Below are 16,368 nucleotides of genomic sequence, written 5' to 3' on the forward strand. Positions count from 1 at the left end.
AAGGAGTACATTATGTTGATGATTAATATAGGTGGTGCACTGTTAATAGCCGCAATTATTTATTGGTTTTGGCTATACAAACCAGAGCAAACACAAAGTGATGACAACAAAGTAACGATAGTCGTTGATAACGGTGTTTATAAGCCAGGACACATTAAAGTGGCAGCCAACAAAGAGGTTGTACTTACCTTTGATAGAAAAGACAGCGCGCCGTGCGCCGAAACCGTGGTATTTCCACAGCTTGATATAAGTAAAACGCTGGCAATGGGTGATGGCAATACAGTTAAACTACCTGCGCTTGAAGCCGGTGAGTATGACTTTCATTGCCAAATGAAAATGTACAAAGGCAAGCTAGTTGCTCAGTAACCTGAACTAAGTAGGTGTTGGGGTCGTATAGTTGCCTTATATAAGTTATGAGTAGGAGTGGTTACATTAAATGAATAAATTAAACCCTAAAAAATTATTGAATAGTAAATGGACCGCAACACCTTCTATAAATAAAGAAAAACACTTCATTATTGTTGAGGTGGAATTTGATGAAGATGGCAACGTAATTGAGTGTATTACTGAGGCTGTTATGTCAAAAAATCAATATCCAATTAGTTGGCGAGATTTAAAAGATAACCAAAAGTGGCTGCAAGGGTGGAAGTAGTTTAAATCTATATACTTTACCTCCCACTAGGGCGTGTTGATCTTTGTGGATTGAAATTTGTTCAAACTAGGGGCGATTAAATCGCGGCGCGAGGTTTGTAACCTAGTGGGCTAAGTAAAAACCGAGCAACAAAGAGTTGATCGTCCCTAGAAAGAACCCAAAGGGCAGTGCATGTTTGGTATTTATGCTGCGTTATCGCCTATTTATGGGGAATAACCACACTACATAGGCTCTGCCTTGCCTAAAAACCAAACATACTGCTGCAAATTCACCCACCAAAGATCAACACGCCCTAATAGCGGCACATTTGCAGATAGCTGGAACACGATATAGGTTTGCTTAACTCAAGCGAACCTATATTTTACGGCGCATTAAGTTATGAACTCAATGCTATAACTTAGCTCATATATCACATTCTTCCTGAGTAATTCGCCATTTGGCAACAAAACAGTTAATTTCAAAACATCCTTTCAAAATTTTTATAATAAATCTCAAAAATAATGTAACTGACTAATTATAAATGAATTAATTATTTAATAGTCGCGAACAAATCCTATGTTACTTCCATGTTCATATTCAGTTTATTTTGAAGACTAACCCAAACACCCCCCTTTTTGGCTTTTTAGCAAAAGTGTGTCTTTTTAACTAAACCTAACCAATTGATTTATATCGGTTTATTATTTTTAGGTAAATGGCTGTTGCTAAATAGCAACAATAACACCTCCTCAAATTAAGCTTCTCTCGCTTTATATTGTTTAACTCATTGTTTTTAAATAATAAATAAAAAGTGGCACCAAAGTTGTAATACCTAGAGTGTATTAAGCAAAACGTGATGAAAGCCAAAGGCCTTAATCGCAACAACCCAATGAAGGAATACTATTATGAAAACATTTCAATCAACACTAGTACTAATGGCGCTAGCTTCTTCATCAGCGGCTTTTGCAGCAACAGATTTTGATACGCTAGACGTAGATGGTAATGGCGCAATCAGCCAAGCCGAAGCATCAGTGGATGCTGAGCTTTTAAGCAAATTTGAAGAACTCGATACAAACCAAGATGGTGAGTTATCTGAAGATGAGTTTTCTAAGGCCTAAAATTAAAGCCTTAAGCAGTTAATGTTCTGTAATGTTATCTAAATTCTGAGTTGCCAAAGACAACCTAAGTAGGCAAGGGAGCCTACTAAAAAGAATAACCAGGAAGTGACTAGAGAGCACTATAGAGCAAATTTATTTAGGACACCGCATACTTTTGAAGGATTAAATTATGAAAAAGCTACAATCAACATTTGTACTTATGGCTATTGTTTCTTCGTCAGTAGTATTTGCAAACACAGACTTTGAAACACTCGATGCAGACGACAACGCTTCAATTAGTCAAGCTGAAGAATCGGTGCAAGTGATAGAGCAATTTGACGAGCTAAATGTTCAAAGTAGCGGTGGTCCGACAGAAAATGATTTTTTTGAATATTAATTTATAAACACTTTACTCCTAAAGGATCTTTGAAAAGGACTTCTTACCTCTAATCAGTTCACCCCTAATCAGGCTCAAAGCCTAAGGAAACGATTATGAAAACACTACACAAAACTTTAGGGCGTATTGATCTTTGTGGATTGAAATTTGTTCAATCTAGGGGAGATTAAATCGCGGCGCGAGGTTTGTAACCTAGTGGGCTAAGTAAAAACCGAGCAACAAAGAGTTAATCGTCCCTAGAAAGAACCCAAAGGGCAGCGCATGTTTGGTATTTATGCTGCGTTATCGCCTATTTATGGGGAATAACCACACTAGATAGGCTCTGCCTTGCCTAAAAACCAAACATACTGCTGCAAATTCACCCGCCAAAGATCAACACGCCCTACCACTTGTAGCTCTTGCTTCTTCTTCAGCGGCGTTTGCTGCGGTAGATTTTGATTCTTTTGATACAGGTGGCGACGGCGTAATTAGTAAAACAGAAGCCCAAGTAAACTCGCAACTAGTACAGCTTTTTGATCAATTAGATGCAGATGGAAATGGCGAGTTATCTAAAGAAGAGTTTTCGAAGGTTCAGTAATAAGCTCTATGTAGAACCTTACCAGTCATACTCAAAAAGCAGCTAAGTAATTAATACTTAGCTGCTTTTTTGTGCATTTAATTTAATATATTACTGTTTAGTCACCAAAGTAGTGCAAAACTTGAGTTTGAATAGAGTCAAGTTACTGATTATTAAGTTATTTTATTATTGGTTTTAAACTTGCAAATCTATTTATAACTTAGGTTAATGAGTATTTAAAATGGCGCGAATGAGTTATATCAGTAGTGTTGAGCGCTACCACGAATATGAGCATGTAATACACAGCTTACTTGAATCTATTTTGATGAGTATTGAGGATGGGTTAACTAAAGAGCGTGATACCCGCTACCTGATTAAGCAGTACCCATTTTTAGAATTACAATATTGTCTAAATGCAGAAGGTTTGCAGCAGGGTAATAATGTCTGCTTTAAACGGGCATATAGCAAAAAACTAGGTGAAAGTGGTAATCAACAAGATTTAAGCGAGCGACCCTATTTTTTGAACGCTAAAACAAGTGATAGAGTGTGCTTTACTGATCCCTACATTTCTATAGCGACTAACCATTTATGTATATCGGCGATTAAAGAACTAAAAAAACCAATTAATAATCAACATTACTTGGTCGTTGATGTGAGCTTAACGCAGCTTATTGAATTTGTAATGGGTGATACCGCGCGCGCTAATATGTCGCCTTACTTCAAAGCGGGTTACGGTATTATTGTTGCGTGCTTATTTTGCTTAGTATTATTTTTACTGAATATCGTTTTTAATGATATATACGCGCTATTAACCCATGTAGATACCTCATCAGACCCACTTGAACCCTTTAGTATCATTATTTACATCACCCTAGCATTAGCAGTATTCGATTTAGGTAAAACAATACTCGAAGAAGAAATCCTTATGCATAAGGATATTTTTAGGCACTCATCTACGCGTCGCACTATTACACGGTTTATATCTACCGTGTTGATTGCTATATCAATTGAGGCGCTGTTAACTATGTTTAAAGCGGCGCTGGGGCAATCGGAATATTTAATGCCTGCAATAGCGATGATGCTTGCAGTAGTGGGGCTTTTAATTGCACTGGCTATTTATGTTTACTTAGGGGCAAAGGCCGAAACGCTATTAATGCGGGCTCGTTTAAAACAAAAATCCTCCAAGTAGGAGGATTTTTATATTACATAACTATTAATAGTTATTTATTGTTTATCTTGCGTGCGTTTGGCTTTAAAGTCAGACTCGCTCGTCCACTTTGGCCAATCGCCATTGTTTGCAAGTTGAGTGGCTATATCAACAATAAGATCTATATCTTGCTTAACGCCACCTAACGACCAATCAGCTGAGTAGTCGTCTGCTTCTTTATGGTACTTATGCGCAATGTACTCAGGATCGGTATCGCCCAGGCTCATAAATAATAGACTAGGCACACCTTGCTTAGAAAGTGAGAAATGATCAGATCTAAAAAACAAGCCATTTTGCGGCCGAGGATCCATTTTAACAACACGGCCTTGTGATTTTGCAGCCTTTGCTAAATAGTTTTCCATTGTCGATAAATCTTTACCGTATTGTAAAATGTAGTCAGTGCCATCAAGCACGTTCATGCCATCAATATTTAATAGACCGACCATTTTTTTTGTAGGTACAACCGCACCCGATGCAAATTCTTCAGAACCAATTAACCCCGTTTCTTCTGCTGTAAAGTTAGTAAAAATAATTGAGCGTTTAAATGGTTTTTGCTTGTTCATTTTGCTCATGATGCGTGCTATTTCAAGCGTGGCTGCAGTGCCTGAAGCGTTATCTACTGCGCCGTTATAAATCTTAGGGCCAGTATCAGTTTGTTTAGTACCAAAGTGGTCCCAGTGAGCGCTAATAACAACGTATTCGTCAGGTGATTCGCTACCTGTAATTTGTGCAACTACGTTATGCGATTTTGCATGAGATACTTCGTTTTTAAAGGCAAGGTTTGCTTTTAAGTTGAGTGGCGTCGCTTTAAAGTCATCATTTAATGCTGCTTGTTTTAAATCTTGATAGTTAAGCTTTGCGGCGTTAAACATTTTCTCAGTCGCATCAAGTGTTAGCCAGCCCATAACCGGTAATTTAGACGCGTTTAAATTGTTATCCATTAACGTGTATTTAGTGCCGGTGTTTGAACTTTCAACTACGCCCCAAGGGTATGCCGCAGGTGCTGTTTCATGAACAATAAATACAGCCTTTGCACCTTGGCGAGCGGCTTCTTCATATTTATAAGTCCAGCGACCGTAGTAGGTCATTGCATTGCCAGTAAAAAGGGCATCGTTTTGAGTAGCAAAGCCTGGATCGTTAACTAGCACAACCACTGTTTTACCAGTTACATCAATATTTTTATAGTCATTCCAGCTATATTCTGGCGCATTAATACCGTAGCCCGCAAATACAACGTCAGAGCTTCTTACATCAATTAATGGCTGAAGTTGCTCGGTACGTGCGGTAAAGTCTTTGCCTGATTCAAAGCTCAAATCACCTACCTTTAACTGCATGTCCTGATTAGCTGTCACCATTGCCATTTTTACAGGCTGTAAGTATTTACCTTTATAAGCACCGGTTAAACCCAGCGCTTTATATTGCTCGCTTAAGTAGCCTACTGTTTTCACTTCGCCATGAGTAAGCGGGCCTCGGCCTTGAAAGTCATCAGAGGCTAGCGTTTTAATATGCTGTTTAATATTGCTAAGGCTTACACCGGCTGTATTTTCTAATGGGGTTTGTTCGCTTGCAGGCTCTGAGCAGCCAAAGAGTGCAACTAGCAGGCTTAGGCTAGCGCTTTTTAAAAGAGTAGATGCCATAGTCTTCATATTGTTATTTAAATAGGCTTTCAATATAAAGGAAGCACCGCAGCGATGTCGAATTTTTATAGAGAACTTTTCATTCAATTGCAGATTGATTTTATAAGGTGTATAAATAACGAACAACCTAAAGGAGCACATAATGAACCAATGTAAAAAAAGTGGGTATTTATTTATAGCTAGTGGCATTGCATTTTTTGCTGCTGCAATATTAGCTGAGCAGGAGACATTTTTTGTGCTGTCTGCTTCTTTTATAATATTGGGCACTATAAGTATAAAAAAAGCGGCTTAATAACCGCTTAGTTTTTTTAGCTAAATATAAAGCTTAAATACAATACTTGGCACTAAAAGCAAAAAACCAGCATTAGCTGGTTTTTTAGTATAAGTTGCAGTTAGCTTTATGCGTCTGCAAGCTTTACGCGGATCTTACTTTTATCAACAGTAGATTGGTTAAGTGCTTTAATGGCGCTTTTACTTTCTATGTCGTTTGGCATTTCTAAAAAGGCAAAGCCTTTAGATTGGCCAGTTTCTTTATCAAGTACCAAGTTGCAGGTAGTCACTTTACCGTGCTCTGCAAATAAAGTACGAAGCTCATGCTCAGTGGTAGCACGAGACAAGTTACGAACTAATAGTTTCATAATGAACCTAAATAATTATGTCAGTACTAATTATCTCAAGTAACTCAGCTTTAACCTAATTTTATTTTAAAACATATATAAATAAACGTTCTATAGGAATAATTGTTTGTATCACACTGAAAAAACATAGCTTTTATAATTTTAAATGGATTGCCATTAAATTGGTCATGTTAATTGGTAATTGAGTTGTGGTTATTTGCATAGTTAATTGGTAAGTTTATGTTTTATTAACTTACTATTAACTATAAAGCTAACAATGCCTAAATATAATCTTAAACTGCGTAATGTAATTACAACCGCACTTCTATCTTGTTTAGTTGTCGGTTGTGGCAGCTCTGGCTCTGATTCTACGGTGCAAAATAATGAAGCGATTACTTTAAAAACTCCAGCAATAATTGGTGGTAATAGCCGAGGCGAAGTTATTAGTGATAGTAATGATGCAATAACAGGCTCATTAACCATTACTGATCAACAATCCGGTGAGGCTGCTTTTATAGCACAAGAAAATAGCGCTACAAGCTATGGTTTTTTTAGCTTAAATGCTGGTGGAAATTGGTCATACACACTTGATGATTTAAACGCTTCAATAACATCTTTAAGTGAAGATGAAACACTGCAAGACACAATAACAGTAAACTCTTTAGATGGTACTGGCGCACAAATTATCATAACAATTGTTGGTGCACCAATAACTCAAGCTGATGGCTTTGAGAGCATCTCGCACGTGTTATTGCAATCAGATGGCGTAGATTCGGGACTTCACGCATACACACTTATTGAAAATGCATTCGGCGAAGGGTCAATTGAATCTCCAGACTTATACGCTGGCAATCATGAAAGTGTTGTCCATATTATCGAAGATACCGATACGATAATTGGTAGCCATTTTGTATTTTTAGCCCACCGAGATGATGACCAAGATAAAGACAAAGGTGCAAGTGACAGACAACGCAACGAAATAAAAACCTACGATAAATCACCACAAGAAACACTGGCGTTTGAGGGTGAGACATTTCAATACAGCTGGAAATTTAAAGTAAGTAGCGAGCTTGAGCTTACGAGTAAGTTTAGCCATTTTTTTCAAATAAAAGCCCGTAACGAAAGTAACGACAACACCAATGGTAATGACGATCAGCCTATTATCACTCTCTCAGGTGCGCAAAAAAACAGTACAGGCAATCAACTGCAAGTGCGGTATAGCGCAGGCTTTGACGAAAACGGTAACAGCACGGGTCTTGATAAAAACTTAATTGAAACCGACTGGTCTTTAATTACAGATGAATGGGTCGAGGTATTTGTACAAGCTACATTTAGTGAAAGTGGTAAGCTTGATATGACATTAACGCGCTTAAGCGACAACGCAGAGATATTTAATATAAGCGAGCAAAACATAGATATGTGGCGCGGCTTTAGTGATGATGATTTTGCTCGTCCTAAGTGGGGAATATACCGCTCAATTGTTGAAACCGACAGCCTTCGAGTTGATGAAGAACGTGTTAGGTTTGCTGATTTTTCTATCACAAGAGGTAAGTTAGCGCAGTAAGCTATTTTATCAATTAGCATGAAAAAGCCGTTAATAATTATGCATTATTAACGGCTTTTTTTATTCTTTGATAAAAGTGGTTATTTTACTTCTTTGCCCGCTGCTTGTTGATCAGCATGGTAGCTTGAGCGTACAAACGGACCTGAAGCCGCGTGAGTAAAGCCAATTTCGTCTGCATACGCTTTTAAGCCGTCAAACTCTACTGGTGGCACGTAGCGTTTAACCGGTAAGTGATGCTTAGAAGGTTGTAGATATTGGCCTACAGTTAGCATGTCAACGTTGTGTGCACGTAAATCGCGAAGTACTTCTTCAATTTCGCTAATTTCTTCACCTAAACCTACCATTAAGCCTGATTTAGTTTTAACTTCTGGGTGAGCTTCTTTAAAGCGACGAAGTAATTCTAATGACCATTTGTAGTCAGCACCTGGGCGAGCTAGTTTGTATAAACGTGGCGCAGTTTCAAGATTGTGGTTAAACACATCTGGTGGCGTCTCGATTAATATTTCTAATGCGCGGTCCATACGACCACGAAAATCAGGTACTAAAATTTCGATAGTGATAGTTGGATTATGTTTACGAATCTCGCGAATACAATCGGCAAAATGCTGAGCACCGCCATCTCGTAAATCATCACGGTCAACTGAAGTGATTACAACGTAGCTTAGCTTCATATCTTTTATAGTAAGTGCTAGCTTTTCAGGTTCAGTGGCATCAGGTTTTAATGGGCGACCATGAGCAACATCACAAAATGGGCAACGACGAGTACAAATAGCACCTAAAATCATAAAGGTAGCGGTACCGTGGTTAAAGCATTCAGATAGGTTAGGGCACGAAGCCTCTTCACATACCGAGTGTAAGCCATGCTTACGTAGCGCTTTTTTAATGCCGTCAATGCGATCGGTTGATTTAGGTAAGCGAATTTTTAACCATTCTGGCTTACGCAACATTTCAGTTTTTTCTGTAGGTAAAACTTTTACTGGGATCAACGCCATTTTTTCTGCGTCGCGTAGTTTTACACCTGGTTCCATTTTGACTGGTTTATTCATTCGTTTTCAAACCCTTCAGTATGCTTAACCTGTGTTGCATTAAGCTTCTTGATCATGTGTTTCACCAATCCTTCACCTGCACTTTCTAGGTTTTGAGGACCATCTAATTCTTTAGTTTGCACCATATTCATGCCCGCATAACCACATGGGTTAATGCGTAAAAATGGACTTAGGTCCATGTTAACATTTAATGCTAAGCCATGAAACGAGCAACCACGACGAACCCTTAACCCAAGGGATGCAATTTTGCTGTCGTTAACGTAAACACCGGGTGCATCAGCTTTAGCATAAGCTTCAATACCATACTCGGCGAGTGATTCAATAATGCACTCTTCAAGCCATGTAACCAGTTCACGTACACCAATCTTTAAACGACGTAGATTAAATAATACATACATCATTTGCTGGCCAGGGCCGTGATAAGTTACTTGTCCGCCACGGTCAACTTTAATCACCTCAATGTCGCCAGGAGCTAGTAAGTGTTCGTCCTTACCAGCCTGACCTTGGGTGAATACACTCTCGTGCTCTACAAGCCAAATTTCATCTGGCGTATTTTCATCACGGGTGTCGGTAAAGTCCTGCATTTTTTGCCAAATTGGCATATAACGCTGACGACCCAGTTGGCGTACGATCAAAGTGTTTTCGTTCACAACAAATCTCAACTATGGCTTAAAGCATGTGGCGTACGTCATCAATATTGCTGATCACGTTGTAAATTTCTTCAATGTGTTTGCCACTAGTAACCGTTGCTACAAGGCTTACTGACTCGTAATTACCTTTGCTGCTTGGTTTTACTTTAGGGGCGTAATCGCCAGGCGCTATTGGTTGTAACTTAGCTAAAATTTGATCAGTTAAGTTTACATTAGCTAAACCCATTATTCTGAATGTAAATGGGCAAGGGTACTCTAGGTACTCATCAAATTTAGTATCTTTAACAGGTTGAACCACGACGGTGACTCCTCATACAAAAGTGTGGACTCTATGCAAGCTTGAAGCTTAATACAGATAGGCAATTAGCAGTCTTGCTTATATGGGGCGCATTCTAACATTTTTCAAGCAAAAAAAAACGCCTCACAGTGGAGACGTTTAAATTAGTTACCCTAGTTAATAGGGCAGCTATAAATTACTGCATGATCTGTAAACGTAAGTAATCATAAATTTTGCTAAAGAAGCTGCCTTCTTCCACTTCTTCAAGTGTTACTAGTGGGTATTGAGCAATATCTTCGCCCTCTAGTTGTAAGAATAACGTACCTACTTTAGTACCTTTAGCAAGTGGTGCTTCAAGTGTGTTATCTAGCTCAAAGTTAGCTTTAAGGTTTTTATGCTGACCACGTGGGATAGTAATCGGTGTATCTTCTAAAATACCTAAAGATACATTTTCTTTGTTACCCATCCAAATACGTTGTTCTGCAAAGCTATCGCCTGCTTTGTACGGAGTAATTGTTTCATAAAAACGAAAACCATAGTTAAGTAGTTTTTTACTTTCTACTTTACGAGCTCGTTCGCTGGTAGTACCCATAACAACAGCAATTAAACGCATATCGTTTTTAGTTGCTGAGGTAACTAGGCTGTAGCCAGCTTCTGATGTATGACCAGTTTTAATACCGTCAACATCTAAGCTTTCGTCCCACAATAATGAGTTACGGTTATATTGCTTAATGCCGTTATAAGTAAACGATTTTTGCTTATAAAGTGCATATTCATCTGGCACATCACGAATAAGTGCAGCACCAAGTGTCGCCATATCGCGAGGCGTTGTGAAGTGCTCGTCAGTATCAAGGCCGTGGCTGTTGATAAAGTGGCTGTTGCTCATACCTAATTTAGCAGCATGGGCATTCATTAAATCAGCAAATGCGCTTTCGCTTCCAGCAATATGCTCAGCCATTGCAACACATGCATCATTACCTGATTGGATAATAATACCGTGGTTAAGCTGATCAACACTAATTTGCTTACCTACTTCAATAAACATCTTTGAAGATTCTGGGAAGTTTTTAGCCCATGCTTTTTCGCTTACCGTTACCATATCGGTAGTGGCAATATTACCTGCTTTAATTTCAGTACCAATTACATAACTGGTCATCATTTTAGTTAAACTTGCAGGTGCTAGCTGTGTATCGGCTTCACCTTCCGCAATAACTTTACCTGTTGTAAAGTCGACCAAAAAATAACCTTTTGCATTAACTTGAGGTGGTGCCGGAATAATTTGGGCGCTGGCTGAAAATACGGCGGCTGTACAAACTAGGCCGCATACACCTTTGAGGATTTTATGTTTAATAGATTTCATCATACTCATTAATGGTTAAAGTTAAAGATTCGCGTTACGCCATTCTAAAGGTCTTACTGAGTGTAAAGCAAGAACGCGTTTTGAAATTGATTTTGTTTTAATTTTTTTAATACTTCGTCTGCATGAGGGGTGTCTTTTATTGGCCCTAAATGCAGTCTGTAAATGTCGTCTTTTTGAACGATATTTGTTGGTAATTTGTATTGCTCTCGCAATGTGCTGGCAAGCGCTTCAATATTAGCAAGTGTACTACCTGCAGCTACCTGAATATAAGTTTGACGCGCAGTTGCGCCCGCAAGCGTAACGGCTTCTAGCTTAACCTTTGCTGTACCATGGGTGTAATAGCCAAGCTTGTAAGCGGCTGCGTACGAAAGGTCAATTATTCTATCGTCATGAAACGGGCCCCGATCGTTCACGCGTACGATTACCGACTTACCATTTGCTGTATTGGTTACTTTAACAAAGCTAGGTAGTGGCAGCGTTTTATGCGCTGCGGTCATGGCAAACATATCGTACGTTTCACCATTTGAGGTGTGATAACCATGAAATTTACGACCATACCAAGAGGCAACACCTTCCTCGCTAAAGCCAGTCTCATCAAGCATGGGCGAATAACTTTTACCAAGCACTGTATACGGACGGCTGGCGCTGGCACTTTTAGTTACTTCGGTAACTATAGCGTCTTGCATCTCAAGTGTAGTTGGGGCTCTTAATGGCGCTGCATCATGACGCATGCTATAACGGCTACTTGAGCCGCTACTACATGCACTTAAAAGCAAAATTAATAACGTGGTAAATATAAGCTGATTAGTGTGTCGCATTATTTTAAAAGCATCCTTTTATCTGTTGCGATTGACATAATAATGCCAAATCCTGCCATTAACGTCACCATCGATGTACCACCATAACTAATCAGTGGTAAAGGTACGCCTACAACAGGTAATAAACCCGATACCATGCCTATGTTTACAAATACGTACACAAAAAAGGTGAGGGTGAGTGCGCCTGCGAGCAATTTACCAAATGCATCTTGTGCATTAACAGCAATGTATAAACCACGGCCAATAATAAATAAATAGAGACTAAGTAAAACACATACGCCAAATAAACCAAATTCTTCGCTTAAAACCGAAAATATAAAGTCGGTGTGGCGCTCTGGCAAAAATTCTAATTGCGATTGCGTACCAAGCAGCCAGCCTTTACCTTCTATACCGCCTGAGCCAATAGCAATTTTAGATTGAATAATATGATAACCCGAACCGAGCGGATCGCTCTCAGGGTCTAAAAAGGTGAGTACACGCTGCTTTTGATAATCGTGCATACCGTAGTGCCAAAATGGCCATGCGGCAAGCGCTACAATAGAGCTTAAAAAGCCGATTAAACGCCAACTTAATCCAGACAAAAACAAAACAAATATACCTGAACTTGCAATAAGTATAGCGGTACCTAAATCGGGTTGTTCTTTAATTAATAATGTAGGGAGCATTACAATCATAAAGCCAATAATTAAGTGCATTGGCCGAGGAGGTAAGTGGTTACGCCCTATATACCAAGCTACCATCATCGGGACTGCCAACTTCATTAATTCTGCAGGTTGAAACCGTGTCACCCCTAAATCGAGCCATCGCTGTGCGCCTTTTGAGCTTACGCCAAATAAAAGTACACCCACTAGCATTAATAAACCAACGCAATAAAGTGGGATCACTAAACGCTTTAATGTGGCAGGCGAAAACTGGGCCAAAACAACCATAGCAACAACCGCACCGCCCATACGAGTCATGTGCCTAATCATCATTGAAGAGTCTTGGCCGCTTGCGCTGTAAACAACCATTATGCTACCAGCCATCATTATGAGTAATGCAATAAGCAGTGGTAGGTCTAGATGCATACGCATCCAAATAGAGCGTTTATCGTGCAAAGCGGTCATGGTGTATCGTTCCTTGCAAGATTAACTGGATTGGCTGCAAAGTAGTAATCCATAAGTTGGCGAGCAATTTGAATACCACCGTGGTTGTTTTCTAATACAACAGAAACCACAATTTTAGGATCGTTGTAAGGTGCAAACCCTACGTAAATTGTGTTGTCACGCTGGCGCTCTTTAAGCGATTCTGCATCGTAGCGTTCACCTTGGGCAATACTAACTACCTGTGCAGTACCCGTTTTACCAGCCGAGTCGTAGTTAGTGCCTTTAAATGCTTTGTGCGCTGTGCCTGATATTTTTTGAACTGTATTATGCATTGCATCTAACGATACCTGCCAATGGCGTGGATCTTTTAAAATAACAGGAGGTTTTTCTTCGTTGTTAATTTGCGTTATGTCGCTATCTTTTTTTATTACTTGCACCAAATGAGGTGGATGATTAATACCACGATTAACTAATATGTTAGTCGCATTTGCAATTTGAATTGGTGTAGCAGTCCAGTAACCTTGACCAATACCTACCGAAATAGTATCACCACGCCACCAAGACTCTTTAAAGCGTCCTTCTTTCCATTCTTTTGAAGGTAGAATAGCAGTAGTTTCTTCATGAATATCAATACCTGACAAATCGCCGTAGCCAAAACGGGCCATAAAATCACTGATTTTAGTAATACCTAATCGATAAGCCGCATCGTAAAAATAGGTATCGCACGACTCTTCAATCGCCTTGTATACATCCACATGACCATGGCCCCAACGTTTCCAATCTCGCCATTTGTGTTCAACATTTGGAATTTGAAAAAAACCAGGATCCCACATTGATGTTGATTCATTTACTATATTTTCTTCAAGCGCTAATACAGCCATTAAGGGCTTTACTGTAGAGGCAGGCGCATAACGACCTTGCGTAGTACGGTTTATTAACGGACGGTCTTGGTTAAGTAACGCTTTATAATTTTTGCTGCTAATGCCGTGTACAAATAAATTTGGGTCGTAACTTGGGTTTGAATAAAGTGCCAGCACGCCACCATCTTTAGCATCCATAACTACAACAGCGCCACGCATATCTTTAAGCCCATGCTGTGCAATTTGTTGCAAGCCAATGTCTAAGGTAAGTACTAAATCGCTACCAGGTCGTGGCTGGGTCATGCTTAGAGTGCGAATTACACGGCCACGGTTATTAACTTCTACCCGTTGTGAGCCCACTTTACCGTGCAATGTCTCTTCATAGTATTTTTCTAATCCGAGCTTGCCAATATCATATGTAGCACGGTAATTGGTTGCACGATCTTCTTGTTCTAATTGGTTTAGCTCTTTTCTATTAAGCTTGGCAACATATCCAAGCGCATGCGTTAGCGTGTCACCAAATGGGTAGTAGCGAGCCAGACGTGCCTCAATACTAAAACCAGGGAATTTATGTTGATTAACCGAAAATTTCGCCACTTCTGTTTCGTCTAAGCGGGCTTTTAATACTTGTGATTTAAAACGACGGGTGTGTTTTATATCTTTTAAAAAGTCTTGTTTATCTTGCTCTGTAATCGCAATTATTTTACTTATTTGATCAAGCGATTCGTCAAGGTCATCTACCTCTTCGGGGATGACTTCAAGGTTGTAAACAGGTTTGTTTTCAGCAAGTAGCACACCGTTACGGTCGTAAATTAAACCACGGTTGGGTGCAATAGGAATAACTTTAATGCGGTTATCGTTGGAGCGGGTTTGGTAGTCTTGGTGATCTTCTACCTGAATAGTATAAAGATTAGAAAGTAATACAGCGACTAATCCTAATACAAAAACAAAACCCACGAATGCTCGCCTAGCAAATAAGTTTGCTTCTGCGGAGTGGTCACGAATAGTGGGTCTATGTTTTAGCATGGCAAGGGGTTACTCGCGATGATAAGGATGGTTGTTATTTAAGCTCCAGCCTCGGTAAAGGCTCTCTGCAACAATTATACGCACCAAAGGGTGCGGCAATGTTAAATTAGATAACGACCATTTTTGCTCAGAAGCTGCAATGCACTCTGGAGCAAGTCCTTCAGGTCCGCCAATAAGTAAACTTACATCGCGGCCATCGAGTTGCCATTTTTCCATATTTTTAGCAAGTTGGTGAGTATCCAGCGCTTTCCCTGTTACCTCTAACGTTACAATACGATTGCCTTTTGGAATAGCCGCTAATGTTTTTTCACCTTCAATGTGTAAAATACGTTTTATATCTGCATTTTTACCACGTTTTCCGGCTTGAATTTCAATTAACTCTAGGGCCATATCTTTAGGGAAGCGGCGCTGATATTCTGCAAATCCCGTTTCTACCCATGCTGGCATTTTAGTACCAACAGCAATCATTTGTATTTTCACGTATTACTTCCAAGCATTGTCTAAAATGAGTGAGCGTTTAGCCCCACAGTTTTTCTAGATCGTAATAGCTACGTGCTTCGTTTTGCATCACGTGTACAACCACATCACCTAAATCAACCAGTGCCCATTCGCCGTCGCCTTCACCTTCATAACCTAATGGCTCTGAATCTGCATGACGCGCTTCTTTTGCTAAGTGATCGGCAATTGACTGTACGTGGCGTTTAGAAGTACCAGAACAAATTACCATGTAATCTGTGATATCTGATGTTCCAGTAACGTCAATATGAACGATGTCACGCGCTTTCATATCGTCAATTTTGTCCATAGCAAAGGCGAGTAGTTGTTTTGAATCCAAGGTTTTGTCTCAATTTAAAAATTTAATGGCGCGCATTTTAACACGCTAGGAGTTTTTAAGCATCAATTTGATAGAGCTGATGCACTTCTATGTAATGACTCACTGCATCAGGCAATAGTTCATTCTTTTTATTACTTTTTTTCAGTTGTTCGCGAATGGTGCTTGAGGCCGCATCGAGCATTTCGCCCGGTAAAAAATAAAGTTTACCTGCAAGTGAGTGTTTAAGTGCCGCTACTTCGCCGGCATTTGCGCGTTGCATATAGCTTTTGAGCTCACCTGTTACAGTGCAATGTTGAGCAGGACGCTGGTACACCACAATATGGCAAAGCTGCGTTATTGCCTTCCACTCAAACCACTTATCTAGGTTGTTAAATGAGTCCATACCAATTAAAAATAAAATAGGTGTAGTGGGGTGCTCTTTACGAAGTTCTTGTAAGCTCAGCAACGAATACGATGGACCGGTTCGATTAAGTTCTCTTAAATCGAGTTCAAAATGAGGATAAGGAGCAATAGCTGCGTTGAGCATATTAATTCGGTGCACTGCACTAATACCCGGAGCTGCTTTATGTGCAGGTAATGCACAGGGCATAAAATAAAGCGTATCCAAATTAAACGCATTAACGCATTGCTGCGCCATATTTAGATGGCCTAAATGGACTGGGTCGAAAGTGCCACCAAAAATTGCGATCATTTAACACCCATTAGCTA

The 16,368-nt window shown here is 39.6% G+C and carries 19 protein-coding genes and 1 pseudogene; 8 read left to right on the plus strand and 12 right to left on the minus strand.

Annotation, left to right across the window (positions count from 1 at the left end; all coding sequences use genetic code 11):
- The first annotated feature begins 12 nt into the window (after positions 1 to 12).
- From AAEY62_RS07640 to AAEY62_RS07665, 6 genes and pseudogenes are all read left to right on the plus strand, one after another.
- The gene (locus AAEY62_RS07640; RefSeq protein ID WP_197101601.1) at positions 13 to 366 is read left to right on the plus strand and encodes a cupredoxin domain-containing protein; all 354 of its coding nucleotides are present in this window, start codon (positions 13 to 15) and stop codon (positions 364 to 366) included.
- A gap of 70 nt (positions 367 to 436) precedes the next feature.
- Positions 437 to 652, plus strand: a complete 216-nt coding sequence (locus tag AAEY62_RS07645) for a TIGR02450 family Trp-rich protein (RefSeq protein ID WP_007585532.1) — start codon at positions 437 to 439, stop codon at positions 650 to 652.
- An 881-nt stretch (positions 653 to 1,533) separates the two neighbouring features.
- On the plus strand, positions 1,534 to 1,746 hold the full coding sequence (locus AAEY62_RS07650; protein WP_007585535.1) for an EF-hand domain-containing protein: 213 nt from the start codon (positions 1,534 to 1,536) through the stop codon (positions 1,744 to 1,746).
- Between the two features lie 169 nt (positions 1,747 to 1,915).
- On the plus strand, positions 1,916 to 2,122 hold the full coding sequence (locus AAEY62_RS07655) for a hypothetical protein (protein ID WP_024593886.1): 207 nt from the start codon (positions 1,916 to 1,918) through the stop codon (positions 2,120 to 2,122).
- A 382-nt stretch (positions 2,123 to 2,504) separates the two neighbouring features.
- Positions 2,505 to 2,699 (plus strand): annotated as a pseudogene (locus tag AAEY62_RS07660) (EF-hand domain-containing protein); the annotation flags it as partial.
- A gap of 220 nt (positions 2,700 to 2,919) precedes the next feature.
- Positions 2,920 to 3,867 (plus strand): PDC sensor domain-containing protein, encoded by a 948-nt coding sequence (locus tag AAEY62_RS07665; RefSeq protein WP_024591129.1) that lies wholly within the window; start codon positions 2,920 to 2,922, stop codon positions 3,865 to 3,867.
- Positions 3,868 to 3,902: 35 nt separating this feature from the next.
- On the opposite strand, the gene AAEY62_RS07670 is transcribed toward AAEY62_RS07665, so the two are convergent.
- On the minus strand, positions 3,903 to 5,522 hold the full coding sequence (locus AAEY62_RS07670) for a M28 family metallopeptidase (protein WP_350634756.1): 1,620 nt from the start codon (positions 5,520 to 5,522) through the stop codon (positions 3,903 to 3,905).
- 142 nt (positions 5,523 to 5,664) lie between these two features.
- Between AAEY62_RS07670 and AAEY62_RS07675 the strand changes: the two genes are divergently transcribed.
- Positions 5,665 to 5,814: a hypothetical protein gene (locus tag AAEY62_RS07675; protein WP_165783596.1), complete on the plus strand. Its 150-nt coding sequence runs from the start codon at positions 5,665 to 5,667 to the stop codon at positions 5,812 to 5,814.
- Between the two features lie 106 nt (positions 5,815 to 5,920).
- Here the strand turns inward: AAEY62_RS07675 and AAEY62_RS07680 are convergent, their stop codons facing one another.
- The gene (locus AAEY62_RS07680; protein WP_007585551.1) at positions 5,921 to 6,160 is read right to left on the minus strand and encodes an RNA recognition motif domain-containing protein; all 240 of its coding nucleotides are present in this window, start codon (positions 6,158 to 6,160) and stop codon (positions 5,921 to 5,923) included.
- A gap of 256 nt (positions 6,161 to 6,416) precedes the next feature.
- Between AAEY62_RS07680 and AAEY62_RS07685 the strand changes: the two genes are divergently transcribed.
- Positions 6,417 to 7,703 (plus strand): VCBS domain-containing protein, encoded by a 1,287-nt coding sequence (locus AAEY62_RS07685; RefSeq protein ID WP_350634757.1) that lies wholly within the window; start codon positions 6,417 to 6,419, stop codon positions 7,701 to 7,703.
- Between the two features lie 80 nt (positions 7,704 to 7,783).
- On the opposite strand, the gene lipA is transcribed toward AAEY62_RS07685, so the two are convergent.
- From lipA to nadD, 10 genes are all read right to left on the minus strand, one after another.
- On the minus strand, positions 7,784 to 8,749 hold the full coding sequence (gene lipA / locus AAEY62_RS07690) for a lipoyl synthase (protein ID WP_002958515.1): 966 nt from the start codon (positions 8,747 to 8,749) through the stop codon (positions 7,784 to 7,786).
- On the minus strand, positions 8,746 to 9,399 hold the full coding sequence (gene lipB, locus AAEY62_RS07695) for a lipoyl(octanoyl) transferase LipB (RefSeq protein ID WP_010554695.1): 654 nt from the start codon (positions 9,397 to 9,399) through the stop codon (positions 8,746 to 8,748). The genes lipA and lipB overlap by 4 nt, the downstream gene beginning before the upstream one ends.
- Positions 9,400 to 9,418: 19 nt before the next feature.
- Positions 9,419 to 9,697: a DUF493 family protein YbeD gene (gene ybeD, locus AAEY62_RS07700; RefSeq protein ID WP_002958517.1), complete on the minus strand. Its 279-nt coding sequence runs from the start codon at positions 9,695 to 9,697 to the stop codon at positions 9,419 to 9,421.
- A gap of 175 nt (positions 9,698 to 9,872) precedes the next feature.
- Positions 9,873 to 11,036 (minus strand): serine hydrolase, encoded by a 1,164-nt coding sequence (locus AAEY62_RS07705; RefSeq protein ID WP_010554697.1) that lies wholly within the window; start codon positions 11,034 to 11,036, stop codon positions 9,873 to 9,875.
- 53 nt (positions 11,037 to 11,089) lie between these two features.
- Entirely contained in the window at positions 11,090 to 11,854 is a 765-nt protein-coding gene (locus AAEY62_RS07710) for a septal ring lytic transglycosylase RlpA family protein (protein ID WP_121954930.1), read from the minus strand.
- Complete coding sequence (gene rodA / locus AAEY62_RS07715) at positions 11,854 to 12,960, minus strand: rod shape-determining protein RodA (protein WP_007585558.1); 1,107 nt, start codon at positions 12,958 to 12,960, stop codon at positions 11,854 to 11,856. Before rodA ends, AAEY62_RS07710 begins: the two co-directional genes overlap by 1 nt.
- Positions 12,957 to 14,825 carry a penicillin-binding protein 2 gene (gene mrdA / locus AAEY62_RS07720; RefSeq protein ID WP_350634758.1) on the minus strand — a complete coding sequence of 623 codons (1,869 nt, stop codon included), beginning with the start codon at positions 14,823 to 14,825 and terminating at the stop codon, positions 12,957 to 12,959. The genes rodA and mrdA overlap by 4 nt, the downstream gene beginning before the upstream one ends.
- 9 nt (positions 14,826 to 14,834) lie before the next feature.
- On the minus strand, positions 14,835 to 15,305 hold the full coding sequence (gene rlmH, locus AAEY62_RS07725) for a 23S rRNA (pseudouridine(1915)-N(3))-methyltransferase RlmH (protein ID WP_007585562.1): 471 nt from the start codon (positions 15,303 to 15,305) through the stop codon (positions 14,835 to 14,837).
- Between the two features lie 37 nt (positions 15,306 to 15,342).
- A complete protein-coding gene (gene rsfS, locus AAEY62_RS07730) occupies positions 15,343 to 15,660 on the minus strand; it encodes a ribosome silencing factor (RefSeq protein WP_007585564.1) in 318 nt (105 codons plus the stop codon).
- A gap of 55 nt (positions 15,661 to 15,715) precedes the next feature.
- Entirely contained in the window at positions 15,716 to 16,351 is a 636-nt protein-coding gene (gene nadD, locus AAEY62_RS07735) for a nicotinate-nucleotide adenylyltransferase (RefSeq protein ID WP_350634759.1), read from the minus strand.
- Positions 16,352 to 16,368 lie beyond the last annotated feature (17 nt).

It is taken from the genome of Pseudoalteromonas sp. GW168-MNA-CIBAN-0100 (assembly GCF_040309225.1).
Classification (GTDB): Bacteria; Pseudomonadota; Gammaproteobacteria; order Enterobacterales; family Alteromonadaceae; genus Pseudoalteromonas; species Pseudoalteromonas arctica.